This is a genomic window from Nonomuraea sp. NPDC050202 (assembly GCF_040656115.1).
GTDB lineage: Bacteria > Actinomycetota > Actinomycetes > Streptosporangiales > Streptosporangiaceae > Nonomuraea.
This window is the reverse complement of sequence record NZ_JBFALF010000002.1, coordinates 196,131-221,564: the sequence shown is the minus strand read 5'-3', so window position 1 is coordinate 221,564 and position 25,434 is coordinate 196,131. Positions and strand designations below refer to the sequence as shown.

Genomic DNA, 25,434 nt, shown 5'->3' with positions numbered 1-25,434 from the left:
CGGGAACCCCTCGGACAGAACGTAAGACCCAAGCAATTGCTTGGTCAAGACGCTGGAAGGCGATCGATCCGTTGCTCGAACACATCTGCGATAAATCGAGTAGGATGCCGAAGCAGACGTTCTCATCGCACCTGTCGACCGCATGCGGAAAGATCGTTACCGTGGCGTGAGCGTCGCCCTGGATATGCCACGCAAGACCCGGCTCGTGCCATCATCTCCAGGGGCACACACGTCGGATCCCCGCGACGGGGGCAGGTTACGTCGACGCCTCGCACGCCGATCTGACGCTTCGCAAGCGGGCTGACGGCTACGGTTACAGCACGAGAACAGAAGGAGGATGCGCTTCCCCTCGGCGCGACGGCCGAGGCAGCCGCGCAGCACAAGATGGCCCGACGCACGACTGCACCCCCGCCTGAGGACTTCGAGGAGCGGATCGTCGACATCGACGTCTCCGCCGAGATGCGCGCGAGCTACCTCGAGTACGCGTACTCAGTGATCTATCAGCGTGCCCTGCCCGACGCGCGCGACGGCCTCAAGCCCGTGCAGCGGCGCATCCTGTACTCGATGAGCGAGATGGGCCTGCGCCCCGACCGCGGGCACGTCAAGTCGTCCCGCGTTGTCGGCGACGTCATGGGCAAGCTGCACCCCCACGGCGACAGCGCCATCTACGACGCGCTGGTCCGCCTGGCGCAGCCGTTCTCCATGCGGCTGCCGCTGGTCGACGGCCACGGCAACTTCGGCTCGCCCGACGACCTGCCCGCCGCCATGCGTTACACCGAGGCCAGGCTGGCCCCGGCGGCCATGCTCATGGTCGAGTCGCTCGACGAGGACACCGTCGACTTCAAGCCCAACTACGACGGCCAGGAGACCGAGCCCACGGTCATGCCGTCGGCGTTCCCCAACCTCCTGGTCAACGGCACCAGCGGCATCGCGGTGGGCATGGCCACCAACATGGCGCCGCACAACCTCGTCGAGGTCGTGGCCGCCGCCCGCCACCTGATCAAGAAGCCCGACGCGACGCTCGACGAGCTGATGAAGTACGTGCCGGGGCCCGACCTGCCGACCGGCGGCTCGATCATCGGGCTGCAGGGCGTGCGCGACGCGTACGAGACGGGGCGCGGCACGTTCCGCATGCGGGCCAAGTGCGTGGTCGAGCAGATCACGCCGCGGCGCAAGGGCATCATCGTCACCGAGCTGCCCTACAACGTGGGCCCCGAGCGCGTGGTCACCAAGATCAAGGAGCTGGTGACCAGCAAGAAGCTCCAGGGCATCGCCGACCTGAAGGACCTCACCGACCGGCACAAGGGCCTGCGGCTGGTCATCGAGATCAAGAACGGCTTCATCCCCGAGGCCGTGCTGGAGGAGCTCTACCGGCTGACGCCGATGGAGGAGACCTTCGGCATCAACAACGTCGCCCTGGTCGACGGCGAGCCGCGCACCCTCGGGCTGCGCGAGATGCTGCAGGTCTACGTCGACCACCGGCTGGAGGTCGTGCGCCGCAGGTCGGAGTTCCGCCGGCGCAAGCGCGAGGAGCGCCTGCACCTGGTCGACGGCCTGATCATCGCGCTGCTCAACATCGACGAGGTCATCCAGGTCATCCGTTCCTCCGACGACTCCGCCCAGGCGCGCACCCGCCTGATGGAGGTCTTCGACCTGACCGACATCCAGGCCGCCTACATCCTCGACACGCCGCTGCGCCGCCTGACCCGCTACGACAAGCTGGAGCTCGACCGCGAGAAGGAGACGCTGAGCGACGAGATCGCCAAGCTCACCGAGATCCTCTCCTCCGAGGCCAAGCTCCGCCAGGTCGTCTCGGGCGAGCTGGCCGACGTGGCCAAGAAGTACGGCACGCCGCGCCGCACGGTCCTGCTGGAGGCGCCCGGCGTGACCCGCACGCCCGTGGTGGACCTCCAGGTGGCCGACGACCCGTGCCTGGCCATGCTCTCCTCGACCGGCCTGCTGGCCCGCACCCCCGACGCCACGCCGCTGCCCGGCGAGGGCGAGCGCACGGCGCACGACGTGCTGCTCAGCGTGGTGCGAACATCCGTGCGCGGCGAGGTCGGCGTGGTCACCTCCCACGGCCGGCTGTTCCGGGTGCAGGTGGTCGACCTGCCCACGCTGCCGCCGTCGGCCAACCCGCCGTCGTTGTCAGGCGGGCATCCGGTGTCCGAGTACGTCTCCCTGCAGCCCGACGAGAAGGTGGTCGGCCTGGGCTCCCTCGACCCCGACGGGCCCGGCCTGGCGCTGGGCACCGCGCAGGGCGTGGTCAAGCGGGTGGTGCCCGACTACCCGGCCAACCGCGACGACTTCGAAGTGATCACGTTGAAGGACGGCGACAGCGTGGTGGGCGCGGTCGAGCTGGAGTCCGAGTCCCACGACCTGGTGTTCATCTCCTCCGACGCGCAGCTCCTGCGCTACCCCGCCTCTCTCGTGCGGCCGCAGGGCCGTCCGGCGGGCGGCATGGCGGGCATCCGGCTCGACGGCGGGGCCAGGGTGATCTGGTTCGGGGTGGTCGATCCCGAGCGTCCCGCGCACGTGGTCACCGTCGCCGGCTCCTCCACGGCGCTGCCCGGCACGCAGGTGGGCGGCGGCAAGGTGTCCGACTACGCCGAGTTCCCCGCCAAGGGGCGCGCGACGGGCGGTGTGCGGGCCCAGCGGTTCCTGAAGGGCGAGGACGAGTTGCTGCTGGCCTGGGCCGGTCCGGCGCCCGCCAAGGCCGTCTCGGCGGTGGGCAAGCCGGTGCCGCTGCCGGAGGAGGTCGGCCGCAGGGACGGGTCCGGCGTGCGGCTCACGCACACGATCGGCGCCGTCGGCGGCGCCCTCGGCTCCGGCCCCGAGCCGCGGCCGGGCGGCCAGGCCCCGGCTGCCGACGACTCCGGCGACGACTCCGCCGACGAGTAGCCGTCGCGGTGGCATGACCCGTTGCGGCGGCCCGCCCGGGAGCAGTCCCCTATCGCCCGGCCCGGGCCGCCGCAGCGGGAGCCCTACACGTCCCGGCAGAGGCAGAACGGGTGCCCCGCCGGGTCGAGGAACACCCGGAAGCTGTCCTCCTCGCTGGGCTGGTGCTCGTGCTTGGTAGCGCCGATCTTGAGCACCTGCCGCTCGGCCTCGTCCATGTCCGTCACCGTGAGGTCGAGGTGGAACTGCTGCGGCCGGTCGGTGCTGGGCCACACGGGCGGCTGGTGGTCGGGAGCGAGCTGGAAGGCCAGCCGCTTGGGCGAGCCGCCGTCGCTGACCACCACCCAGTCGTCCTCGGCCGAGACGATCGGCCAGCCCAGCAGCTGGGAGTAGAAGCCGGCCAGCCCCTGGGGATCCGGACAGTCCAGCACGACGGTTCTGAACTCGGCGATACCGCCCATGCCTATCGGCTCCTTTCACGAGACAATGGGTGCCATGGCTGCCAACTCGTTCATGGTTCCGCTCGGCACTCCCGCGCCCGCGTTCGACCTGACCGCCATCGACGGCGGCAGCGTATCGCTGGAAGATCTCAAGGGCTCTCCCGCCACTCTCGTGGTCTTCCTCTCGAACCACTGCCCGTACGTGCGGCACATCGAATCCGGCCTCGGCGCCCTGGCGAGGGACTACGGGGCGAGGTTGTCGATCGTCGCCATCTGCAGCAACGACAGCGTGAACTACCCCGACGACGACCCCACACACCTCGCGGAGCAGGCCGCCCGGGCGGGGTTCACCTTCCCGTACCTGCTGGACGACACGCAGGACGTCGCCAAGGCCTACCGCGCGGCCTGCACCCCCGACTTCTTCCTGTACGACTCCCAGTTCCAGCTCGTCTACCGGGGCGAGTTCGACGGCGCGCGGCCGGGCAACGACGTGCCGGTGACCGGCTCGTCCCTGCGGCCCGCCATCGACGCCCTGCTCGACGGCGGGCAGGTGCCCGAGCAGCAGAACCCCTCGCTCGGATGCGGCATCAAGTGGAAGCCGGGCAACGAACCCATGTGATCTTTCTGGTCTCCTCTCGCTCCGTCGCTCTATGATCACCAGCAGTCCCGGGCGAGTCACCGACGACGCGAATGGAGACCGTGATGGTCGCACCACGGACTGCCTTACCCGCTCTGGCCCTGGTGGCCCTGCTCGCCGCCGGCTGCGTCAACCCCGCTGAACGGCCGGGCGGCGCCACCGCCCCGGCCCCGTCCGGCACGGCGAACCGGATCGGCTTCTTCGGCTTCGCCAAGGCCAACTCCTTCTCCGCGGCCACGTTCGCCGGGGTCGAGGAGCACGCCAGGGCCAGCGGCGCCACGGCCGAGTTCCTCGACCCCAACTTCGACGCCCCGGCCCAGGTGCAGCAGCTCCAGGACGCGGTGACGGCCAAGCGGTTCGACGTGTTCGTCGTGCAGGCCAACGACGGGGCGGCCGTGGTGCCGGCGATCCAGTCCGCCGTGCGGGCGGGGATCACGGTCGTCGTGCAGTTCACCCCCGTCGGCACCCGGTACGACACCGCCGAGCCGCAGGTGGACGGCACGATCACGCTCGTCGACGTGCCCACGCTGAACGGCGAGGGCCTCGGCAGGCTGGCGGTCCAGGCCTGCCGGAGCAGGAAGACGAGCCCCTGCGAGGTCGCCTACCTGGAGGGCCTGAAGGCGCTGCCCCTGGACAACGCCCGCACCCGGGCGGCACTCGGCGTGCTGGAGGCCGCGCCCGGCGTGCGGGTCAAGGCCCGGGCCGAGGGCGGCTACACGCAGGAGAGCGGGCGCAAGGCCATGCAGGACATCCTGCAGAAGGACCCCGGCATCGACGTGGTCATCGGCTCCTCGCAGGCCGTGCTCGGCGCCGAGGCCGTGGCCAGGGGCAAGGACATCCTGTACGTGGCCAACGGCGCCTCCCGCCAGACCGTCGAGGCGGTCCAGGAGGGCCGCTGGTTCGCCGCGTACTACCTGCCCGTCAAGACCCTCGGCGCCAAGGCCGCGGAGCTGGGCCTGGCCAAGGCGCGGGGCGGCAGCGTGCCCGCCACGAACGTGATGACCGACGTCGCGCCCGGCACGGCCATGGGCACCAAGGACGCGCTGGCCCAGGTGCGCGGCGAATACGACGAATGACCCGCGACCACGGCATCCTCGCCGGGGCCGCGGCCCTGGTGGTGCTGCTCTCGCTGGCCACGGACACGTTCCTGACGCCGGGGAACCTCGTCAACCTGCTCGACCAGGCCGTCGTGGTGGGGCTGCTGGCGTGCGGCATGACGCTGTGCGTGATCTGCGGCGTGTTCGACCTGTCGGCCGGCGCGGTGCTCGCCGTGAGCGCCATCGTCGCGGTGGTCGTCACCGAGCGCGCCGGCGTCCCCGCCGGGTACGCGGCGGCGGTCGCGACCGGTGCCCTGCTCGGCACGGTCAACGGCGTGGTCGTGGTGCTGTCGCGGGTGCACTCGTTCATCGTCACGCTGGCGCTCGGCCTGGTGCACCGGGGCCTGGCGCTGGTCGTCACCGGCGGCGCGATCGTCTACCCCGGCCCGTCCCGGCTGGCGGCGTTCCAGTCGCTGAGCTGGCCGACCGTGCTGGGCGGTGTCAGCGCGGCCTCGCTGCTGCTGGTCGCGGTGGCCGTCGTCACGTCGGTGCTGCTGTCGGGCACCACGTTCGGCCGCCGGGTGTACGCGGTCGGCGGGAACCCCACGGCGGCCTGGCTGTCCGGGATCGGCGTGCGGCCGGTCCGCGTGGGCGTCTTCGCGATCAGCGGGGTCTGCGCGGCCCTGGCCGGGCTGGTGCTGGCCGCCCGGGGCGGCTCGGCACAGTCGGACATGGGCACCCTGCTGGAGCTGACGGCCATCGCGGCGGTCGTGATCGGCGGGACGAGCATCCTCGGCGGGCAGGGCGCGGTCTGGCGCGGCATGGCGGGCGTGCTGATCCTGACGCTCATCGGGAACGGCTTCAACCTGCTCGGCTGGGACACCACCTACCGTCCGATCGTCGAAGGACTGCTGATCCTGGGGGCGGTGAGTCTCGATCAGCGGCTCAGGCATCGAGGTGTTTGACAGGAAAGATCCACAAACTTGTCACGGGGACGTTACGATCTGTTCCATTCGTTTGGCGGATCTCGAAGGGCCCAGATGACCAACCCCCCGCGCGTACCGAAGGGCATCAATCCCCACATTCCCAACGCCGCGCGCATGTACGACTATTATCTCGGCGGCAAGGACAACTTCGCGGCCGACCGCGCGGCCGCCGAGAAGATCATGGCGCTGGGGCCCAGCCGGGAGATCTGCCTGGCCAACCGGCGGTTCCTGGGCAGGGCCGTACGCCATGTCGCCGGCCTCGGCATCGACCAGTTCATCGACCTCGGCACCGGCCTGCCCAACCAGAACAACGTGCACGAGGTCGCCCGCGAGGTCCATCCGGACGCGCACGTCGTCTACGTCGACTACGACCCCGTGGTGATCGTCCACGCCCGCGCCCTGCTGGCAGGCACCGACTCCAAGATCACCATCGTGCACGCCGACATCCGCGCGCCCGCCACCGTCCTCGACGCCCCGGAGACCGCCCAGCTCATCGACTTCAGCCGGCCGGTGGGCGTGGTGTTCCTCGGCGTGCTGCACTGCCTGACCGACGCGGAGGACCCGTGGGGGGTCGTGGCCGCCTTCCGCGAGCGGCTGGCGTCCGGGAGCGCGCTCATCCTCTCCCACCTCACCGACGACGCCCATCCCGAGGTGGGCAAGGCGGCGCGGGAGGTGTACGACGAGGCGGACGCGCCGCTGATCCACCGCGGCCACGCAGCGGTCACCCGCATGTTCGAGGGCTTCGACCTGCTGGAGCCCGGCGTGACGCACGTGGGCGACTGGCGGCCCGACGAGGCGTGGGAGACGGAGCTCGCGGGCGGCGAGTGGTGGTACGTCGGCGTCGGCCGCAAACCCTGACGCCCACCGGTGGCACGCCGGCGTCGGCCGCGACCCCTGACGCCGTTACGTGCCGGAGGCCACGAACCGCGGACCGGAGACCCCGGACCGGAGACTGCGAATCGGAGACTGCGGACCGGAGGCGACGGGCCGGAGGCGACGGGCCGGAGGCTAGGTACTGGCGGCGGCGATGGCGACGGGCAGGGCGAGCAGCAGTTCGTGCGGCTCACCACCCTCCCAGTGCCGGATCAGTTGGTTGCCCGCCTCCCCCGGATCGAACTCCTCACATCCCAGCGGCCCGAAGCAGCCCGCCTGGTCCAGCATGAGGATGAGCGGATCGTCGTCGGGGAGGCTGCCCGCGTATGCGGCGGCATCGAGGAGGGCAAGGGCACACCTGGCGTTGCGGCCGTCATCCCTGGTCTCCACACGATCAAGGCGGCGCCGAGCCTGGGCGCGGAGGTACACGGCGAGCGATTCTGACCTACTCACGACAAACCTTCTTGGATTACGTACGTACGGCTACGACATCATCACTCAAGGTGAACGGTTTTCGTGGGAGGTTTGCCAACTCCAGCCTGTCGCCACCCCGCCATCGCGAGATCTGAGGCATGAGGGATTATTTGTGACATGAGTGCGTTCGACGACCTGTATGCCGCCAACGTGAAGTTCGCCGAGACGTTCGGCAACTCCGGCCTGACGGGCCGGGCAGCGCGCGGCCTCGCCGTTGTGACCTGCATGGACTCCCGCATCGACCCGCTCGGGTTGCTCGGGCTGAAGCCCGGCGACGCCAAGATCCTGCGCAACGCCGGCGCCCGCGTGACGGACGACGTGCTGCGCACGCTGGTGCTGGCCGTCGTCCTGCTCGGGGTGGAGCGGGTGCTGGTCATGCCGCACACGGACTGCGGGATGGCGAAGGTGACGGACGCGGACGTGCACGCGATGGCGAACGAGCGCGGGATCGACACGCGCAGCCTGGAGTTCCACACGGTGCCGGACCAGAACGAGGCGCTCAAGCACGACCTGACCAGGATCAGGACGTTCCCGTTCCTGCCGTCGGAGATGCCGGTGGGCGGGGCGATCTACGACGTCCACACCGGCAGGCTCACCCCGTCCGACCACTGACCCTGCCGCAAGGCCACCCAGCCCGCCCTGTGGCGCCGGGAACGCCCCTCAGAGGCCCCAGTCCGTACGAGAAGGGCCGGGACGTGCACGGAGGGGCAGGAGGCACACACGAGCCTCCACGGGGCACCACAGCCCCGCAGAGACCCCAGACCGCCACTGTGACGGCCGGCGTCGCCCTGCACAGCACGCGCCCGCCCGCCCGAACCGCCCGCCCGCAGGCTGCCGACGAACGCGCGTGCCCGTAGGCGTGCCAGCGAACGTGCCCGCCAGTGGGGTGCAGACGAACGCGCCAGCGCGTCGGCCTGCATGCCAAACGCGCGCCCATAAGCCCGCGAGCGAATGCGCCCGCCCGTAGTCCTACGGGCGGGCGCACGTCAGCGCGTCGGCATGCACGCGAACGTGGTCATCACGCCCTCAATCCCGGCAACCCGGAATCCCGGCAGCCTGAATCTCTACAGCTCTGAATCTCTGCAGCCACGCCCGCAGACCTGCATCACGCCGCACGAATCGCCCGGCCCCGAACGCGGGCCGGGCGGGATCGCGACGGCGGACGACAGCTCCGCCCCGCCGCCCGCAGGCGGCCGGCCGGGCCGGCCCGGTCAGGCGTCGATGTGGTCGCGATCCACCTCGGCCGCGCTGCTGACGATGAACTCCCGCCGCGGCGCGACCTCACTCCCCATCAGCAGGTTGAAGATCCCCTCGGCCCCTTCGGCGTCCTCGATCCGCACCCGCCGCAGGATCCGGTGGCGCGGGTCCATCGTGGTCTCCGCCAGCTGGTCGGCGTCCATCTCGCCCAGGCCCTTGTAGCGCTGCACCGGGTCCTTCCACCGCTTGCCGCGCCGCTCCAGGTCGCGCAGCACCTTCTGCAGCTCGGCGTCGGAGTAGCAGTAGATGTACTTCTCCTTGCCCCGCCCCGGGTTGGTCAGCTCGATGCGGTGCAGCGGCGGCACGGCGGCGAAGACGCGCCCGGCCTCCACCATCGGCCGCATGTAGCGGTGGAACAGGGTCAGCAGCAGGCAGCGGATGTGGGCGCCGTCGACGTCGGCGTCGGCCATGAGGATGACCTTGCCGTAGCGGGCGGCGTCGATGTCGAACGAGCGCCCGGAGCCGGCACCGACGACCTGGATGATCGCGGCGCACTCGGCGTTCTTGAGCATGTCACTCACGGACGCCTTCTGAACGTTGAGGATCTTGCCCCGGATCGGCAGCAGCGCCTGGAACTCCGAGTCACGGGCGAGCTTCGCCGTGCCGAGGGCGGAGTCACCCTCGACGATGAACAGCTCGCTGCGGTCGAGATCGTCGCTGCGGCAGTCGACCAGCTTCGCGGGGAGCGCGGAGTTCTCCAGGGCGCTCTTGCGGCGCTGGTTGTCGCGGTGCTCGCGGGCCGCGATGCGGGCCTTCGCCGCGGCCACGATCTTCTCCAGCACGGCCCGCAGCGGCTGCTTGTAGCCGCGCGGCGGGTTCGTGAACAGCTCCTTGAGCTCGCGCGAGACCACGTGGGAGACGATGCGGGTGGCCGCGGAGGTGCCGAGCACCTCCTTGGTCTGCCCCTCGAACTGCGGCTCCGGCACCCTGACCGTGACCACGCCGGTCAGGCCCTCGGAGATGTCGTCCTTGGTGACGGGGTCGTCGCCGTTCTTCAGCAGGCGGGTCTCGCGCAGCAGCTCGTTGATCGTGCGGACGAGGCCGCGCTCGAACCCGGTCAGGTGCGTGCCGCCCTTGGGCGTGGCGATCACGTTCACGAACGAGCGCACGGTGGACTCGTAGCTCTTGCCCCAGCGGATCGCCACGTCCACGCTGAGCTCGCGCTGCACCTCGGTGGGCGTCATGTGGCCCTGGTCGTCGAGGACCGGCACGGTCTCGTGGAAGTGGCCGACGCCCTGCAGGCGCAGCACGTCGCAGACGGGCTCGTCGCGGGCCAGGAACTCGGCGAACTCGGAGATGCCGCCCTCGAAGCGGAACTCCTCCTCGATGCGCTCCTCGTGCCTGCTGTCGTAGAGGGCCAGGGTCAGGCCGGGCACCAGGAAGGCGGTCTGCCGCAGGCGTACGTGGATCTCGTCGACCGAGACCTCGGCGTCGGGCAGGAAGATCTGCTTGTCGGCCCAGAAGCGCACCCGGGTGCCGGTGACGTTCTTGGGGAGCTTGGCGCCCAGGCGCAGGCCGGACTTCTTCTTGAACTTGGCCGTCGGCCCCTCGCCGTCGAAGACGCCGGTGACGCCGCGGCGGAAGCTGATCTCGTGGACGAGCCCGTCGCGGTCGACCTCCACGTCCACCCGGGAGGACAGCGCGTTGACCACGGAGGCGCCCACGCCGTGCAGACCGCCGGAGGCGCCGTACGAGCCGCCGCCGAACTTCCCGCCGGCGTGCAGCTTGGTGTAGACGAGCTCCACGCCGGCCAGGCCGGTCTTCGGCTCGACGTCCACCGGGATGCCCCGGCCGTTGTCGCGGACCTCGATGGAACCGTCCGCGTAGAGCTCTACCTCGATCCGGTCACAGTGGCCGGCCAGCGCCTCGTCGACGCCGTTGTCCACGATCTCCCAGAGGCAGTGCATGAGCCCGCGACTGTCGGTGGACCCGATGTACATGCCCGGGCGTTTCCGCACGGCCTCCAGGCCCTCAAGCACCGAGAGGTGACGAGCCGTGTAACCCGCCTCCACAAGCGTCACTCCAGCTCCCCTGGTCTAGGCATCGAACACGTGTGCGTAGCCTACCGTTCTTCCCCTACGCGCGCGTACAAGCTTGCCATGGCGTCACGTTTGCCGTTACCAACCGGCTGATCGTCATTACTTTGGGACACATTCTGCTCTGGGCGTAGAGAGGGGGCGGTTGGGAACGTCCAGGTCCGGTTAGATGTTGTTCCAAGTGACTGACGCCAGATCCTCGCTTCGGCGGGGGTGACCCGAAAGGCGATACGTGACTGGAGCTCTCGCCCCCGTTAAGCCGCTGACGGCCCTCGACCGCTGCGACCGCTGCGGTGCCCAGGCCTACATTCGCGCGACCCTGCCTGTGGGTGGGGAGCTGCTTTTCTGCGCCCACCATGGGCGTCAGCACATCGCAGCGTTGCGTGAAAAGGGCGCCGACATCCTGGACGAGTCGGCTCGACTCAGCGAAACCTCTTCCATTGCCCCCAACGACGAGCGCTGACCTGCGCTGGTCGTGATGAGATAACCACATATTGCATGACCGGTACGGCGACCCTGGGGCAGCCCGGGGTCGCCGTTCTGCTTCCACACACGCGCACACCGCATGCTCACGCCCCCTCCGCCGCCACCTCCGGCGGCCGCTGAGCCGGCCGGTGACCGCGGCGTGCGATGCCCGCGCGGCATGGTGGTGCCCGCATGGCGTGGCGTGGACGCCCACCCGCACGGCCGGCGCATCGTGACCGACCTGGCCACATGGCACGTGTGGTCACCGATCTGCCCGTGACACGTGTGATGACCGCGTCACACCTGGCGCGTGTGATGACCCGCGTGGCGCGGCGGAGGTGCCTTGCCGTCTCGACGTCACCGGACCCGGTAGTGGTACCGCCCCGCGATCTCGAAGCCTTCGCTCCGGTAGAGCGCCTGAGCTCCGGTGTTCGCCGCCGTCACGACCAGGTAGGCGGATCCGAAGCCGTCCCCGGCCCGTGCCACCAGAGCCCGCAGCACCCTCCGCGCCAGCCCTCTGCGCCGGGCCCCGGGAAGGGTGGCCATGCAGTAGATCCCGAGCGTGTCGCCCTGCGGGACGGCCCGCCCGACGGCGAGCGGCACGCCGTCCTCCTCGTACGCCGCGTACCAGGCAGGCACCCCTGTGCAGATGCGCTCGGCCTCCTTCTGGCCGCTCCCGTACCGGCCGTCCACCGCCCACCAGGTCTGCAGCCACTGCGGCCACGGCCGTTCCTCGGTCCGGACCTCGCGCACGGGCTCGCCCTTGGGCGTACCGGCCATCACCAAGGTGGGATCGACCAGCTCGTACCCCCGGCGCTCCAGTTCCTCGTCCAGCCCGGGCGGAGCCGCGACCCCCAGCGAGAAGACGCAGCGCTGCCCGCGCTCGCCGTAGAACGCCTCCGCCGCGCGGATCGCGCCGTCCAGGTCGGCGGGCGTGCTCGTGGCGAGTACGGAGTTGGCGCGCTTCGTCACCCCGTCGGCGCGGCGGAACACCCACCCGTCGTGGGCACGCTGCTCGTACGCGGGCCAGGCCTCATGAACAAGACGGTCGATATCCATCCGCGCAGACTAACCGCCCTGAGGAGCTACCCGGTCCGCCGGGTAGGGCGCTGGCCTGGGCCAATAGGGTAGGGGGCTGTGTTGATTCTGTTGCCGCCGTCCGAAGGCAAGGCCTCGGAGGGCAGCGGGCCTGCCCTGGGCGAGCTGTCCTTCCCGGCCCTCGACAAGTCCCGCACGCGGGTGCTGAACGCGCTGATCCGCGCCTCCAAGCGCCGCGACGCCCTCGACGTGCTCGGGCTGACGCCGGGGCTGGCGGGCGAGCTGGCCAGGAACGCGGCGCTGAAGACCGCCTCCACCCTGCCCGCCGCCTCGCTCTACACCGGCGTGCTGTACGACAATCTCGGCCTGGACACGCTGGACGAGGAGCCGAGGAGGCGGGCCGAGGAGTCGTTGCTGATCTTCTCGGGGCTGTGGGGTGTGGTGAAGATCACAGACTGGATCCCGCCGTACCGCCTCTCGATGGGCGTCACCCTGCCGCCGATCGGCGGGCTGGCCGCGTTCTGGCGTCCCAGAATCACGAAGGAGCTGGATCGGATTCCGGGGCTGGTGGTGGATCTCCGCTCGGCCACGTACGCGGGGGCCTGGCAGCCGGGCCCGCGCTCGGTGACGGTACGGGTCTTCCGTGACGGGAAGGTCGTCAGCCACATGGCCAAGGCCACCCGGGGCGAGATCGCCCGCGCCCTGCTGTGCCAGGACGCGGCCCCGGCGAGCCCGGACGAGCTGGCCAAGACCCTCGACGACCTGGGCTACACCGTCGCCCTCGCCGAGCCCTCCCGCCCCACCCGCCCCTGGGTCCTGGACGTCCACGTCACCGACCCGACATGACCTGACATGATCTGACCTGACTGACCGGCGATACGGCGAACGCCCGGGCGTGTCGGGTCGCACCGAGACGCCGCGCGCTCGCCCATGCGGGCGGGGTGCCGCGCCGGTCCGCCGTCCACGTTGCGCCGGACTCCGCCGCGCACCGTCTCACCGACGCGACGCCGAGACGGAGCGACCGGCCAGGCACCAGGAAGCAACCCCGAGCCTGAGCCGAAACAGGAGCCCGGGCCCGGGTCGCGAAACGCCGCGCGCCCCGCCGGGAACTCCCGGCGGGGCGCGGTACGAGCAGATCAGCCCGAACGGGTCTCAGTCCAGGTAGTCCCGCAGGACCTGGGACCGCGACGGGTGACGCAGCTTGGACATGGTCTTGGACTCGATCTGGCGGATGCGCTCACGGGTGACCCCGTAAACCTTGCCGATCTCGTCCAGCGTCTTCGGCTGACCGTCGGTGAGGCCGAACCGCATCGACACGACGCCCGCTTCGCGTTCCGACAGCGTGTCGAGAACGGAGTGCAGCTGCTCCTGCAGCAGCGTGAAGCTGACGGCGTCGGCCGGCACGATGGCCTCGGAGTCCTCGATGAGGTCGCCGAACTCGCTGTCGCCCTCCTCACCCAGCGGGGTGTGCAGGGAGATGGGCTCGCGGCCGTACTTCTGGACCTCGACGACCTTCTCGGGCGTCATGTCCAGCTCGCGGGCCAGCTCTTCCGGCGTGGGCTCGCGGCCGAGGTCCTGCAGCATCTGCCGCTGGACGCGGGCCAGCTTGTTGATCACTTCGACCATGTGGACCGGGATGCGGATGGTCCGCGCCTGGTCGGCCATGGCACGCGTGATCGCCTGCCGGATCCACCACGTGGCGTAGGTGGAGAACTTGTAGCCCTTGGTGTAGTCGAACTTCTCGACGGCCCTGATCAGGCCCAGGTTGCCTTCCTGGATCAGGTCGAGGAACAGCATGCCGCGCCCGGTGTAGCGCTTGGCCAGCGAGACCACGAGCCGGAGGTTGGCCTCCAGCAGGTGGTTCTTGGCGCGGCGGCCGTCTTCGGCGATCCACTCCAGCTCGGCCTTGACGTCGACGGGCAGCCCGTCGGTCTCGCCGCCGCCGAGCTGCTCCTCGGCGAACAGGCCCGCCTCGATGCGCTTGGCCAGCTCGACCTCCTGCTCGGCGTTGAGCAGGGGGACCTTGCCGATCTGCTTGAGGTAGTCCTTCACCGGGTCGGCGGTGGCGCCGGCGGCGGCCACCTGGGCCACCGGAGCGTCATCGTCGTCGTCGGAGAGGATGAGGACCTCTTCCTCGGTCTTCTGCGCGGCGGCGACGTCGGCGGCCTTGGGCTCGTCGTCGGATTCGTCGTCGTCGGAGTCGCCCTCGGACTCGGACTCGTCCTCGGCGACGATCTCGTCGTCGACTTCGATGTCCTCGAGGTCCTCCAGCTCCACGTCGCCGTCGAGCTCGATGTCCTCGTCGTCGTCCGTCTCGCCCCGCGGGGCCTCGGGCGCCTTCGGCTTGGTGTCGGCAGGCCCAGCGTTCTTCTGCTCGGCCTTCTTGGCGGCGGCGGGTGCCGCGGCCTTCTTCGCCGCCGGGGCGGCCTTCTTGGCAGGGGCCGCCTTCTTGGCGGCCGGCTCGGCTTCGGCGGTGCCCACGACCGCGGTCACGGTCTCGGGCTGCTGCTCTTTGGCGGCCGCCGCTGTCTTGGTCTTGACGGGGGCGGCAGTGCGGCGCTTTGCTGGACCACGAGACTTCTTCGGCGCAGCCGAATCCGCGGCGGTCACCACCACGGTCACGCCCTCTTTGCTGAGGTTCCGCAAGAACGCGGCGGCGTGCGACATGGGGATGTCCGCCTCCTCGAAGGCCTGACGGACATCCTCAGACTCGAGGAAACCCTGCGAGCGCCCACGCTCGAGCAGTCGCTGAATGACGGGCTCGTTCAGCTCTTGTGGCTTCGAGCGAGTCGAACTTGCAGGCGACACGAACACCTCTCGAACGAACGCGTGGCGACAATGGACCCAGATGCCCGCTGGGGGGCTGTTGCCTCTCTCGGAGATCGGTGAGGCCGTGCGGACCGCGACGGACCTGCACAGCATTGTGGCACGACCCCGCACTCCATACGGCCACCTCCCGGCGGTTGACCTCCACCCTAGGCCGACCGAGACAGTAGTGCGTACGTAAGCGGGGCACTGATACCCGAAAGCAACCGTTATGACTGTTTCATTCAGTCACTCTTCGTGGCTGGTGGGACGTGGATTGCGAGCGCGGTAACGTCATCATCCTGTTCATATCCAGACAACATCCGGTCAACCAGGAAGTCCAGCAGCATGTGAGGACTACTCACCACCTCAGGCGGCGCTTCGGTCACAACACTGCAAATCTCTGCGAGCCCGGCATCCAGCCCACGCTTCCGGTTCTCGACGAGCCCGTCGGAGTAGAGCACGGCGGTATGGCCGGGCGGCACCACGAACCGGAACTGCCTTCGGCTGGTCGGCCAGCCTAGCGGAGTGCCCGGCTCGGCGTCGCAGAGGATCGCCGTGCCCTGTGGCGAGACCAGGACGGGTGGCGGGTGACCGGCCAGGGCCAGCGTGCCCTCGCCGGTGACGGGCTCGACCACCATGTACGCCAGCGTCGTGACCTGCTCTTCCTCCTCCGTGGCCTCGAAGACCCGGTCGAGACCGGTGAGCACGGCCGCGGGCGGCGGGTTGGTCAGCGCCAGGGCGCGCATGGCGTTGCGGATGCGGCCCATCCCCGCGGCGGCCTTGACGCCCTTGCCCATGACGTCGCCGACGACCGCCGCGACCCGCCCGTCCTGCAGCACGAACGCGTCGTACCAGTCGCCGCCGACCTGCACGTGGCGGCTGCCGGAGCGGAAGCGCTGGGCCAGCACCAGGCCCTTGACCACCGGCAGGCGGTCGGGCAGCAGGCTGCGCTGCAGCGTCTCGGCGGTGCGGTGCTCGCGCTCGAAGAGCGTGGCCCGCTCCACCGCGAGCGCGCACTGGCCGGCCAGCGCCTCCAGGAAGACGCCGTCCTCCTGGGAGATCTTCTGCGGCCTGGTGAAGGAGAACCGGAGCGCTCCCAGGGCGCGTCCCGCGGCCAGCAGCGGCAGGCCCACCCAGGCCCGCTCGTCGCCGTGGGCGAGGAACCCCGCCAGCACCTCCTCGTCGCCGCCCGCCTCCAGGAGCTGCGCCTTCAGCGACTCGGGCGACTCGGCGAACACGGGCCGGCGGCTGTTGACGGCCATGGTCATCACGTTGGAGTGGGACAGCGGGATCTCGTCGCCCGTCGCCCCGGAAGCCTCCAGGATGCCCTCGCCGTTGATCAGCTTGAGCGCGGCGCGGTCGGTGTCGAGCAGCGCGACCGCCGAGCGGTCGGCGGCCAGCGCGGTGCGGCCGACGTCGATGATGACCTGCACCACCTGCTCGACCGTCAGCGCCTCGGCCAGCATGGCGGTGGCGCCCTGCAGCCGGGCGGTGCGCAGGGCGGCGGCGCCGAGCTGGTCGGTCAGCCTGCCGCGCATCTCCTCGGCCTCGCGCTGCGGCGTGACGTCGGTGTTGGCGCCGACCCACTCGACCACTCTGCCGTGGCGGATGATCGGCACGGCGCGCACCTCGAAGTGGCGGTAACCGCTGGCGCGGGTGCGCACGCGGTAGTTCCACTCGAACATGGTGCGCCCGCGCAGGGCCTCGCGCCACGCCTCCTCGGTCTGCTGGCGCTCCTCGGGGTGCACGACCTCCAGCCAGCCGCTGGCGAGGTACTCCTCCAGGCCCTGGCCGGTGATGGCGCGCCACTGCGGGGCGTCCTCGACGACCGCGCCGGTGGGCGAGGTGATCCAGACGAGCTGGGACTGCGCCTCGACCAGCGAGCGGTAGCGCTCCTCGCTGCGGCGCAGCGCCTCCTCGGTCTGGCGGCTCTCGGTCACGTCGAGGCCGACCAGCGCGATGGCGCGCAGCTCGCCGGCGTCGTCGTGGACCGGCGAGAACGACAGCGACCAGTGCCGGGTGTCGCCCTCGGCGGAGCGCACCCGCACGCGGCCCTCGGTCACCGGCGCGTCGGTCTCGATGACGGCCTGGACGGCGTGGGTGATGATCTGGCTGAGGTCGGCGGCCAGCACCTCGACGGGCTGACGGCCCACCATGCGCTCCGCGGGCACGTTGACGACATCGCTGAACACGTCGTTGACCCGCTGGATGCGGCTGTCGGCGTCGAAGAACGCGAAGGCGAACTCTGCCTCCGACAACATGCCCTTGAAGAGGGCGGAGTCTGAGATGTCCACATCCGACTCCCGGGGACGGGGAACGGAGGTCTCGGCGCTCATGGTCCGCACCTCCGTCGCGTGCCAGGGTCTCCCACGCGGCACATCTCCATAACTGTGTATCGGCGTAGCGCAGCTCCGGGCGACCGGATCCTGCAGTACATCATCGACGATGGGCATGTACGGACGGAAGCCCCCGCCGCGGCCCGGTCGCCTCTAGGGTCTACGCATCCTGTCAAAGTCGCTCCACATTGCGCAGCAAGATCAGGTTACAGCGTCAGATCGCCGGGGCCGGATCGCCGGGGCGGACGCCCGTCAGGCTACTGGCCCTACTGGCTCTTCGCCGCCCGCTTGGCCTCCTGCTTGGCGGCCCGCACGCGGCCGAGGCTGTCGGCGTCGACCACGTCGGCGACCGACCGGTGTGACCCCTCCTCGCCGTAGAGCCCGGCCGCCTCACGCCAGCCTGACGGCTGGACCCCCAGCTGCTTGCCCAGCAATGCCAAAAAGATCTGGGCCTTCTGCTTGCCGTATCCCGGCAGGGCCATGAGTCGTTTCAGCAACTCTTTGCCGTCGGTGGCGTCGGCCCAGATCTTCTCCGGCTGCCCGTCGTAGTGCTCGACGAGATAGGCCGCGAGTTGCTGGACCCGGCCCGCCATGGACTTGGGATAGCGGTGCACGGCCGGCTTCTCCGCCAGCAGCGCCACGAACGCCTCGGGATCGTAGGAGGCGATCTCCTCCGCCGTGAGGTCGTGCCCGAGCCGCTGGGAGATCGTGTAGGGCCCCGTGAACGCCCACTCCATGGGGATCTGCTGGTCGAGCAGCATGCCGACGAGCAGGGCGAGCGGGCTGCGGCCGAGGAGCTCGTCTGCCTCGCTCCGCTGGGCGAGCTGGATGCGCATGGAGACAGCTTCGCACGAAAGCCCGCCGGGTGAAGTGAACACAGGCGTCGTGGAGCCTTGACACCAGCCCGAGAAAAGGTGAAATGAGAGCGCAAGTCGCCCTGCAGACATTCCTGGGGGTTTGCCCCCCGGCCTCCAGAGGAATCTCACTCCTATGCTCGCTCTGGCCACACGGTTCCTGCGGGAGCCGGTCAGTCTCAGGCTGGCCGAAGAGTTCCTTACCGTACCCGTGGACACGATCGACCGCTGCGTGGCCGACGTGTGCGCGTGCGCCCAGCACCTGGGCATCTCCGCCACGCCCGAGATCGTGGAACGCATCGCGCGCGAGCACCTGCTCGCGATCGTGAACTCGGCGCCTCCTCCCCGGAGCCTCCGCTAGGGCGTCCACGGAAGGCGACGGTGCCCGCGTCGGCGTGCCCGCCGATAACATCGGGGTCACCGGGCCGTGTTCTCCGCACCGTTCGCGCCTGGAATACGAGAGAGTGAGGGTGTGCGCCGACACCGACGAGATCCCCGGGAGAGCACCCCGCCAGACGACGTGTTCAAGGAGATGGTGCAGGCGGCCCGCGAGCTGCTGGCCGTACGCACCCCTCTCGACGCGGAGCTGATGGTCTCCGACATGATCGGAGCCTGGTGGGGCAGGCGGGTCAGGGGCGGCGACGTCGAGCAGGTGCTCGGTGAGGGGCTGGTCGACTACGCGGCCAAGGCCGGCACGCCGGCCTCGCTGACGTTGCTGATCTGCCTGGCCTACCTCGGCACGGCCCGGCAGGGCGCCAAGGCCGAGGGCGCGGCGCTGGCGATGATGGAGTCCGGCGTGGCCAGGCCGGGCTGGGCCGACCGGGTGGGCGCGGTCAAGCCGGCCGGCTGCTACGTCTCGCGCGACGCGTACGGCGACCAGGACACCGTGATCTGCACCTTCGCCTACCGCTGGAACGACAGCGACCAGCCGATCGACCGCCACGCGCTGGTCATGGTGGTCGACTACAACATGAGCGGCATGGCGCGCGACGCCTGGGTGTCCTCCCAGGTCGACAAGCTGCTGGAGCAGGCCAGGGCCGAGGCCGCGGGCAACCCGCTGCTGCTGTTCGAGGAGATCCAGCCCGAGCAGGCCAGGGCGCTGCTGGAGTCGGCGATGAAGGCCACCAGGGAGCCGAAGACGCCGCCGCCGGTGAGCGACAGCTACAGCGCCTACCACGCCTTCGCCCGCGCCCGGCTCAAGGCGCTGCCGCCGGGGCGCAAGCGGCCCGCGCCGCTGCACATCGAGGCACCGTACAGCAGGGAGCGGCGGGCCATGCTGGCGGCGGAGTTCCTGGCCTCCGACGCGGCCGAGCACCTGTCCGACCCGTCGGCGGCCTCGCGCTGCGCCGACCACATCATCGACTACGGGTGCGAGCAGGACTTCAACCGGCCGCTGCGGGTGAGCCCGACCAAGTGCGAGACGTTCCTGCTCGACTGGCTGCCGCGCAAGGTGATGCTGAGCGTGGCCGAGCAGGAGGCGATGCCGCACGTGCTGTCGGCGTGGGTCCGCTTCGCCGCCCACCGCACGGGGCTGCCCGAGCAGGGGCTGAAGGCCACGCTCGACGCGGTGTGGGAGGCGATCGGGAAGTTCCCCGAGGCCTACCGGGATCCGACGTCGTTCGGGCTGGACCGGCCGCTGCTGGAGCGGCTGCTGCCCGACGGCGACCTGTCGGCGCTGGCCAGGCGGGCCTTCGCGTTCCCCTATTTGCAGGGCACGCACAACGGGATCGAGCTCGACCAGCTCGACCCCGCCGACCAGGCCGACCGGCGCACGTTACTCGAGATCGACCACGGCGGCGCGATCGACCAGGAGCACCTGGCCTGGCACGAGGAGATCGCGACCAGGCTGTGGGACGGCGATCCGCCGCAGCTCTGGGAGGCGGCGCAGCGCCTGCTCGACCTGGGGCACGACCGCCACGACGTGCTCCACGTGCTGATCGAGATCGCCGAGCGGATCGGCGGCGACCCGGAGGAGCTGGCGGCGGCCCTCGACGACATCGCCGACATCCCGGACGAGTTCTGACCATGGCCATGTACGAGCGGCTGAGCGAGGGCCGTTACCTGGCCTCCGAGCACACGCAGGGCCCGTGGGACCCGCGTGCCCAGCACCTGGGGCCGGTCACCGCGCTCGTCACGCACGAGCTGGCGCGGACCGCGCCGCGCCCGGGGCTGGAGCTGTCCAGGCTGGTGGTGGACGTGTTCGCCCCGGTGCCCGTGGCCGAGCTGGAGGTGGCGACCGAGGTCGTCCGCGACGGCAAGCGGGTGCAGTGCCTGTCGGCGAGCGTGTCGTCCGGCGGCCGCGAGTTCGTCAGGGCCACCGCGTGGCGCATCCGCGAGGCCGACACGCCGCCCACGCCGGTCAGGGAGGCCCCGCCCATCCCGCCGCGCGAGGAGCAGCCCGAGCGGTCGTGGCTGCAGTCCGGCTTCGGGTACGGCAAGGCGCTCGACTGGCGCTTCGTCGCCGGCGGCGCGGCCGAGCCCGGCCCGGCCACCGCGTGGGGCAGGCTCACGATGCCGCTGGTGGCGGGCGAGGAGCCGGCCCCGGTGGAGCGGGTCGCGGTGTTCGCCGACAGCGGCAACGGCATCAGCTTCGCCCTCGGCTTCGACACCCACGTGTTCGTCAACGTGGACCTGACGATCTCGCTGTTCCGCGCGCCGGTCGGCGAGTGGGTCTGCATGGACGCCGAGACCGTCATCGGCCCGTCGGGCCGCGGCCTGACCCGTTCGACGCTGTTCGACGTGGCGGGCGAGATCGGTACGGCCACGCAGACGCTGTTCGTCGCGCCGAGGCAGGGGTAACCGCCATGATGGACGCATGGTGATCGACCTCAACGCGGACCTGGGCGAGGGTTTCGGCATCTGGAAGCTGGGCGACGACCTCGCCCTGCTCGACATCGTCACGAGCGCCAACGTGGCGTGCGGATTCCACGCGGGCGACCCGGTGACGATCAGGCGCACGTGCGCGGCGGCCGTCGACCGGGGCGTGGCGATCGGGGCGCAGGTGTCCTACCGCGACCTGGCCCACTTCGGGCGCAGGGAGATGGACGTGGAGCCGGAGGAGCTGTGCGCCGAGGTGCTCTACCAGCTCGCCGCCGTCGACGGCATCGCCAGGGCGATGGGCGGCCGGGTCTCCTACGTCAAGCCGCACGGCGCCCTGTACAACCGGATCTGCCGCGACGAGGGCCAGGCGACGGCGGTGATCGAGGCGGTGGCCGACTACGACCCGTCGCTGCCGGTGCTCACGCTGCCCGGCTCCGTCGTGCACAAGGTGGCGGCGGCCGAGGGCGTGCCGACGGTGAGCGAGGCGTTCGCCGACCGCGCGTACACCCCCGCGGGGACGCTGGTGCCGCGCCGGGAGCAGGGCGCGGTGATCCACGACGCCGCCGCGGTGTCCGCCCGGGCCCGCCAGATGGCCGTGGAAGGCTCTGTGACGGCCGCTGACGGGAGTTCCGTGCTGATTGCAGCGCGTTCCATCTGCGTCCACGGAGACACGCCTGACGCCGTCAGGCTGGCGCAGGGAGTGCGTGACGAGCTGCTGGCGGCCGGAGTGGTCCTGCAGGCGTTCGCGTGATCCGGACGGCCGGGGAGCACGCGCTGCTCGTGGAGACCGGGTCGCTGGAGCTGTCGCACCGGCTCGACGCGGCGCTGCGGGCGCGGGGGCCGGAAGGGATCGTGGAGATCGTGCCGGGGCCGGAGACGGTCCTCGTGGTGGCTCCCGGGGTGGATCAGGCCGGCTTGCGGGCGCGGCTGGAGCAGGTCGCGCGCGCGGAGCGGGACCGGGCCGTGGCGGGCGCCGGGGAGGGGCAGCCGCTCGTGACGATTCCCGTCGTCTATGACGGGGCGGATCTCGATTCCGTGGCGGAGCTGGCCGGGATCTCCGTCGAGGAGGTGGTCGCGCGGCACACCGGGCGGGAGCTGGTGGTGGGGTGGCTGGGGTTCGCCCCCGGGTTCGCCTATCTGACCGGGCTGGATCCGGTGCTGGAGACGCCGCGGCTGGACACGCCGCGCACGTCGGTGCCCGCCGGGTCGGTGGCGGTGGCGGGGCCGTACTCCGCGGTGTATCCGGCGGCCTCCCCCGGTGGGTGGCGGCTGATCGGGCGCACGCCGGTGCGGGTGTGGGACGTGGCGGGCGATCCGCCGTCGTTGTTCCGGCCGGGCATGCGGGTGCGGTTCGAGGCGGCATGATCGAGGTCGTCACCCCGGGGCCGTACGCGACCGTCCAGGATCTGGGCCGGCCCGGTCACGCCCATCTGGGGGTGCCGCGGTCGGGGGCGGCCGACGCGCCGAGCCTGCGGCTGGCCAACCGGCTGGTCGGCAACGCCGAGAGCCTGGCCGGGATCGAGCTGACGTTCGGCGGGGCACGGCTGCGCTTCCTCGACGGGGCGTGGGCGGCGCTGGCCGGGGCGCCGCTCGCCGGCGCGGACATGGGGGCGCCGTTCTGGGTGCCCCCGGGCGGCGAGCTGCGGCTGGGGGCGCCGGCGTGGGGTCTGCGCACGTATCTGGCGGTGCGGGGCGGGATCGCGGTCGAGGCCGTGCTGGGCAGCCGCTCCACCGACTCGCTGTCGGGGCTGGGGCCGGAGCCGCTGCGGGCGGGCACGCTGCTGCCCGTCGGGCCGCCGGAGGGCGCGATCTCGGTGGACCTCGCGCCGCTGCCCGGCCCGCGGGCGGCGGTGCTGCGCGTCCTGCCGGGGCCGCGGGACGACTGGTTCGTGCCGGAGGCGATGGCGGAGCTGTGCGGGCAGGCGTACACGGTGACGCAGGACAGCAACCGCGTCGGCGTGCGCCTGCGCGGCTCCCGGCTGGAGCGGGCCAAGGAGGGCGAGCTGCCCAGCGAGGGCATGGTGGCCGGGGCCGTGCAGGTGCCGCCGAGCGGGCAGCCGATCGTGTTCCTGACCGATCATCCGCCGACGGGCGGATATCCGGTGATCGGCGTCGTGCGCGGCGCCGACCTGCCGGTCCTCGCCCAGCTCAGGCCGGGCGAGGAGGTACGGTTCACAACTCGACGTGGCCCGTGACGCAGGTGATCACGTCGCCGCCCACCCGGACGGCGTCGTCGGAGCCGACAGAGATGTCGACGCGGCCCGCGCGGCCGATCGCGGTGCCCTGCGCGGCCACGTACGGGGCCTTGGCGCGGCCCGTGCGCAGCAGCCACTCCGCCAGCGAGCCGTTCAGGCTGCCCGTCACGGGGTCCTCCACCGTGCTGCCCTGAGAGGGGAAGAACGCCCGCACCTCGAACGCGCACGGCGAACCCTCGGGATACGGCCCCACCACGCCGATGTCGTGCGGCACCGTCCGCGGGCGCAGCGCGAGCACGGCCTCGGCGTCCTTGAGCAGCACGCCCACCCAGCCGGGGCCGTTGTCGACCCACTCGGCGTCCACGACGTCCTCCCGCGTGATGCAGAGCGACTCGACGATCTGCTCCAGAAGCTCCTCCTCCACGGGCCCGGAGCGGACCAGTGGCGGCGTCCGGAAGGCCAGCCCCGCGTCCGTGGCGTCCACGAGCACGAGCCCGGCGCCGCACTCCTGCACGACCTGGCCCTCCTTGCGCGGCTCGCCGCCGGCCTCCAGCCAGGCGTGGCAGGAGCCCAGCGTGGGGTGCCCGGCGAAGGGCAGCTCGGTGTCGGGGGTGAAGATGCGGACCCGGTAGTCGGCCTCCCCCGTGGTCGGCGGCAGCAGGAAGGTGGTCTCCGACAGGTTCGTCCACCGGGCGAAGCTCTGCATCTCCTCCGTGCTCAGCCCCTCGCCGTCGATCACGACCGCTAGCGCGTTTCCCGTGTACGGGCGGCCGGAGGCGAACACGTCAACCTGCGTGAATCTGCGCAACATACTCCGGAGTCTCCCAGACAGGTCTTTCCCCGGTGACACGCCGCCCGCAAACTGGACGGTGTGGCGGACTTTGATGTTGTGGTCCTGGGCTCTGGCCCAGGTGGGCAGAAGGCCGCGATAGCGGCGGCGAAACTCGGCAGGCGCGTGGCGATCGTCGAGAAACGGAACATGATCGGCGGCGTGTGCATCAACACGGGGACGATCCCGTCGAAGACCCTGCGCGAGGCCGTCCTCTACCTCACCGGGCTCAACCAGCGGGAGCTGTACGGCGCCAGCTACCGCGTCAAGGACGACATCACGGTCGCCGACCTCGGGATGCGCACCCAGCACGTGATCGGCCGCGAGGTCCAGGTGATCCGCAGCCAGCTCGCCCGCAACCGCGTGACGGTGCTGCAGGGCACCGGCCGCTTCCTCGACGAGCACACGATCGGGGTCACCGGCGAGGAGGAGGAGAAGAAGGTCTCCGCCGACAAGATCGTGATCGCCACGGGCACCTCCCCCGCCCGCCCGTCCAGCGTCGAGTTCGACGACAGGACGGTGATCGACTCCGACGCCATCCTGCACCTCGACAAGGTGCCCGAGACGCTGGTCGTGGTGGGCGCCGGGGTGATCGGCATCGAGTACGCCTCCATGTTCGCCGCGCTCGGCACGAAGGTGACGGTGGTGGAGCGGCGCGAGCGCATGCTGGAGTTCTGCGACCTGGAGATCGTCGAGGCGCTCAAGTACCACCTGCGCGACCTGGCGGTGACCTTCAGGTTCGGCGAGAACGTGGCGGCCGTCGAACGCCGCCCGCGCGGCGCGCTGACCCTGCTGGAGAGCGGCAAGAAGATCCCCGCCGACTGCGTCATGTACTCGGCGGGCCGCCAGGGCAAGACGGCCGAGCTGAACCTGGAGGCCGCCGGCCTGACCGCCGACGACCGGGGGCGGATCAAGGTGGACGAGAACTACGCCACCGAGGTGCCGCACATCTACGCCGTGGGCGACGTGATCGGCTTCCCCGCGCTGGCGGCCACGTCGATGGAGCAGGGGCGGCTGGCCGCGCAGCACGCGTGCGGCGAGCCGGCCGGCGACCTGCACGACCTGCCGCCGATCGGGATCTACACCATTCCCGAGATCAGCTTCGTCGGGAAGTCGGAGGACGAGCTGACCCGGGACAAGGTGCCGTTCGAGGTGGGCATCTCGCGTTACCGTGAGCTCGCCCGAGGGCAGATCATCGGCGACTCGTACGGGATGCTCAAGCTGCTGGTGTCCTCGGAGGACCGGCGGCTGCTGGGCGTGCACGTGTTCGGCACGCAGGCGACGGAGCTGGTGCACATCGGGCAGACGGTCATGGGCTGCGGCGGGACCGTCGACTACCTGGTCAACGCGGTGTTCAACTATCCGACGCTGGCGGAGTCGTACAAGGTGGCGGCGCTGGACGCGATGAACAAGATGCGGACGGTGGCCCGGCTCACCGCGGAGATGTGAGC

Annotated in this window: 23 protein-coding genes; 15 read left to right on the top strand and 8 right to left on the bottom strand. The window is 70.9% G+C overall.

Translation table 11 applies throughout. From position 1 onward, the window contains the following. Window positions 1–384 precede the first annotated feature (384 nt). On the top strand, window positions 385–2,901 hold the full coding sequence (locus AB0I79_RS06045; protein WP_357867623.1) for a DNA topoisomerase IV subunit A: 2,517 nt from the start codon (window positions 385–387) through the stop codon (window positions 2,899–2,901). Window positions 2,902–2,984: 83 nt separating this feature from the next. Here AB0I79_RS06045 and AB0I79_RS06040 read toward each other — a convergent pair whose 3' ends face one another. Then, window positions 2,985–3,359: a VOC family protein gene (locus AB0I79_RS06040; protein WP_357867620.1), complete on the bottom strand. Its 375-nt coding sequence runs from the start codon at window positions 3,357–3,359 to the stop codon at window positions 2,985–2,987. A 34-nt stretch (window positions 3,360–3,393) separates the two neighbouring features. On the opposite strand from AB0I79_RS06040, the gene AB0I79_RS06035 reads away from it, so the two are divergent. The 4 genes from AB0I79_RS06035 (at window position 3,394) to AB0I79_RS06020 (ending at window position 6,856) form a co-directional block, all read left to right on the top strand. Continuing rightward, window positions 3,394–3,957, top strand: a complete 564-nt coding sequence (locus AB0I79_RS06035; protein WP_357867617.1) for a thioredoxin family protein — start codon at window positions 3,394–3,396, stop codon at window positions 3,955–3,957. A gap of 83 nt (window positions 3,958–4,040) precedes the next feature. Next, complete coding sequence (locus AB0I79_RS06030) at window positions 4,041–5,051, top strand: sugar ABC transporter substrate-binding protein (protein WP_357867614.1); 1,011 nt, start codon at window positions 4,041–4,043, stop codon at window positions 5,049–5,051. After that, a complete protein-coding gene (locus tag AB0I79_RS06025; protein ID WP_357867611.1) occupies window positions 5,048–5,977 on the top strand; it encodes an ABC transporter permease in 930 nt (309 codons plus the stop codon). The genes AB0I79_RS06030 and AB0I79_RS06025 overlap by 4 nt, the downstream gene beginning before the upstream one ends. A 75-nt stretch (window positions 5,978–6,052) precedes the next feature. Continuing rightward, a complete protein-coding gene (locus AB0I79_RS06020) occupies window positions 6,053–6,856 on the top strand; it encodes an SAM-dependent methyltransferase (protein WP_357867608.1) in 804 nt (267 codons plus the stop codon). 150 nt (window positions 6,857–7,006) lie between these two features. On the opposite strand, the gene AB0I79_RS06015 is transcribed toward AB0I79_RS06020, so the two are convergent. Next, window positions 7,007–7,324: a hypothetical protein gene (locus tag AB0I79_RS06015; RefSeq protein ID WP_357867605.1), complete on the bottom strand. Its 318-nt coding sequence runs from the start codon at window positions 7,322–7,324 to the stop codon at window positions 7,007–7,009. A gap of 138 nt (window positions 7,325–7,462) precedes the next feature. Here AB0I79_RS06015 and AB0I79_RS06010 point away from each other — a divergent pair, with 138 nt between their 5' ends. Further along, window positions 7,463–7,957 carry a carbonic anhydrase gene (locus tag AB0I79_RS06010; RefSeq protein WP_357867602.1) on the top strand — a complete coding sequence of 165 codons (495 nt, stop codon included), beginning with the start codon at window positions 7,463–7,465 and terminating at the stop codon, window positions 7,955–7,957. A gap of 599 nt (window positions 7,958–8,556) precedes the next feature. On the opposite strand, the gene AB0I79_RS06005 is transcribed toward AB0I79_RS06010, so the two are convergent. Next, window positions 8,557–10,623, bottom strand: a complete 2,067-nt coding sequence (locus tag AB0I79_RS06005) for a DNA topoisomerase IV subunit B (RefSeq protein WP_357867599.1) — start codon at window positions 10,621–10,623, stop codon at window positions 8,557–8,559. 247 nt (window positions 10,624–10,870) lie between these two features. Between AB0I79_RS06005 and AB0I79_RS06000 the strand changes: the two genes are divergently transcribed. Further along, the gene (locus AB0I79_RS06000) at window positions 10,871–11,101 is read left to right on the top strand and encodes a hypothetical protein (RefSeq protein WP_192786721.1); all 231 of its coding nucleotides are present in this window, start codon (window positions 10,871–10,873) and stop codon (window positions 11,099–11,101) included. Window positions 11,102–11,460: 359 nt separating this feature from the next. Here the strand turns inward: AB0I79_RS06000 and AB0I79_RS05995 are convergent, their stop codons facing one another. Then, the gene (locus AB0I79_RS05995; protein ID WP_357867596.1) at window positions 11,461–12,162 is read right to left on the bottom strand and encodes a GNAT family N-acetyltransferase; all 702 of its coding nucleotides are present in this window, start codon (window positions 12,160–12,162) and stop codon (window positions 11,461–11,463) included. Between the two features lie 78 nt (window positions 12,163–12,240). On the opposite strand from AB0I79_RS05995, the gene AB0I79_RS05990 reads away from it, so the two are divergent. Next, complete coding sequence (locus tag AB0I79_RS05990; protein ID WP_357867593.1) at window positions 12,241–12,987, top strand: peroxide stress protein YaaA; 747 nt, start codon at window positions 12,241–12,243, stop codon at window positions 12,985–12,987. 306 nt (window positions 12,988–13,293) lie between these two features. Here AB0I79_RS05990 and AB0I79_RS05985 read toward each other — a convergent pair whose 3' ends face one another. The 3 genes from AB0I79_RS05985 to AB0I79_RS05975 all read right to left on the bottom strand — a co-directional run bounded on the left by AB0I79_RS05985 (window position 13,294) and on the right by AB0I79_RS05975 (window position 18,121). Beyond that, complete coding sequence (locus tag AB0I79_RS05985; protein ID WP_357867590.1) at window positions 13,294–14,949, bottom strand: RNA polymerase sigma factor; 1,656 nt, start codon at window positions 14,947–14,949, stop codon at window positions 13,294–13,296. Window positions 14,950–15,191: 242 nt separating this feature from the next. Then, window positions 15,192–17,285, bottom strand: a complete 2,094-nt coding sequence (locus AB0I79_RS05980; RefSeq protein ID WP_357867587.1) for a SpoIIE family protein phosphatase — start codon at window positions 17,283–17,285, stop codon at window positions 15,192–15,194. 266 nt (window positions 17,286–17,551) lie between these two features. Further along, window positions 17,552–18,121 (bottom strand): HhH-GPD-type base excision DNA repair protein, encoded by a 570-nt coding sequence (locus tag AB0I79_RS05975; RefSeq protein ID WP_357867584.1) that lies wholly within the window; start codon window positions 18,119–18,121, stop codon window positions 17,552–17,554. A gap of 154 nt (window positions 18,122–18,275) precedes the next feature. On the opposite strand from AB0I79_RS05975, the gene AB0I79_RS05970 reads away from it, so the two are divergent. From AB0I79_RS05970 to AB0I79_RS05945, 6 genes are all read left to right on the top strand, one after another. Beyond that, window positions 18,276–18,500: a hypothetical protein gene (locus AB0I79_RS05970; RefSeq protein ID WP_080046301.1), complete on the top strand. Its 225-nt coding sequence runs from the start codon at window positions 18,276–18,278 to the stop codon at window positions 18,498–18,500. 171 nt (window positions 18,501–18,671) lie between these two features. Then, window positions 18,672–20,162, top strand: coding sequence for a hypothetical protein (locus AB0I79_RS05965; RefSeq protein ID WP_357869615.1), 1,491 nt, complete (start codon window positions 18,672–18,674; stop codon window positions 20,160–20,162). A 2-nt stretch (window positions 20,163–20,164) separates the two neighbouring features. Beyond that, window positions 20,165–20,938 carry a thioesterase family protein gene (locus tag AB0I79_RS05960; RefSeq protein WP_357867581.1) on the top strand — a complete coding sequence of 258 codons (774 nt, stop codon included), beginning with the start codon at window positions 20,165–20,167 and terminating at the stop codon, window positions 20,936–20,938. Between the two features lie 16 nt (window positions 20,939–20,954). After that, entirely contained in the window at window positions 20,955–21,710 is a 756-nt protein-coding gene (locus tag AB0I79_RS05955) for a 5-oxoprolinase subunit PxpA (RefSeq protein ID WP_357867578.1), read from the top strand. After that, entirely contained in the window at window positions 21,707–22,324 is a 618-nt protein-coding gene (locus AB0I79_RS05950) for an allophanate hydrolase subunit 1 (RefSeq protein WP_357867575.1), read from the top strand. The genes AB0I79_RS05955 and AB0I79_RS05950 overlap by 4 nt, the downstream gene beginning before the upstream one ends. Continuing rightward, window positions 22,321–23,154 (top strand): biotin-dependent carboxyltransferase family protein, encoded by an 834-nt coding sequence (locus AB0I79_RS05945; RefSeq protein WP_357867572.1) that lies wholly within the window; start codon window positions 22,321–22,323, stop codon window positions 23,152–23,154. The genes AB0I79_RS05950 and AB0I79_RS05945 overlap by 4 nt, the downstream gene beginning before the upstream one ends. On the opposite strand, the gene AB0I79_RS05940 is transcribed toward AB0I79_RS05945, so the two are convergent. Then, window positions 23,132–23,965 carry a PhzF family phenazine biosynthesis protein gene (locus AB0I79_RS05940; protein ID WP_357867569.1) on the bottom strand — a complete coding sequence of 278 codons (834 nt, stop codon included), beginning with the start codon at window positions 23,963–23,965 and terminating at the stop codon, window positions 23,132–23,134. The two genes, AB0I79_RS05945 and AB0I79_RS05940, sit on opposite strands and share 23 nt — an antisense overlap. Before the next feature lie 60 nt (window positions 23,966–24,025). On the opposite strand from AB0I79_RS05940, the gene sthA reads away from it, so the two are divergent. After that, on the top strand, window positions 24,026–25,432 hold the full coding sequence (gene sthA, locus AB0I79_RS05935; protein WP_357867566.1) for a Si-specific NAD(P)(+) transhydrogenase: 1,407 nt from the start codon (window positions 24,026–24,028) through the stop codon (window positions 25,430–25,432). Window positions 25,433–25,434: the final 2 nt, after the last annotated feature.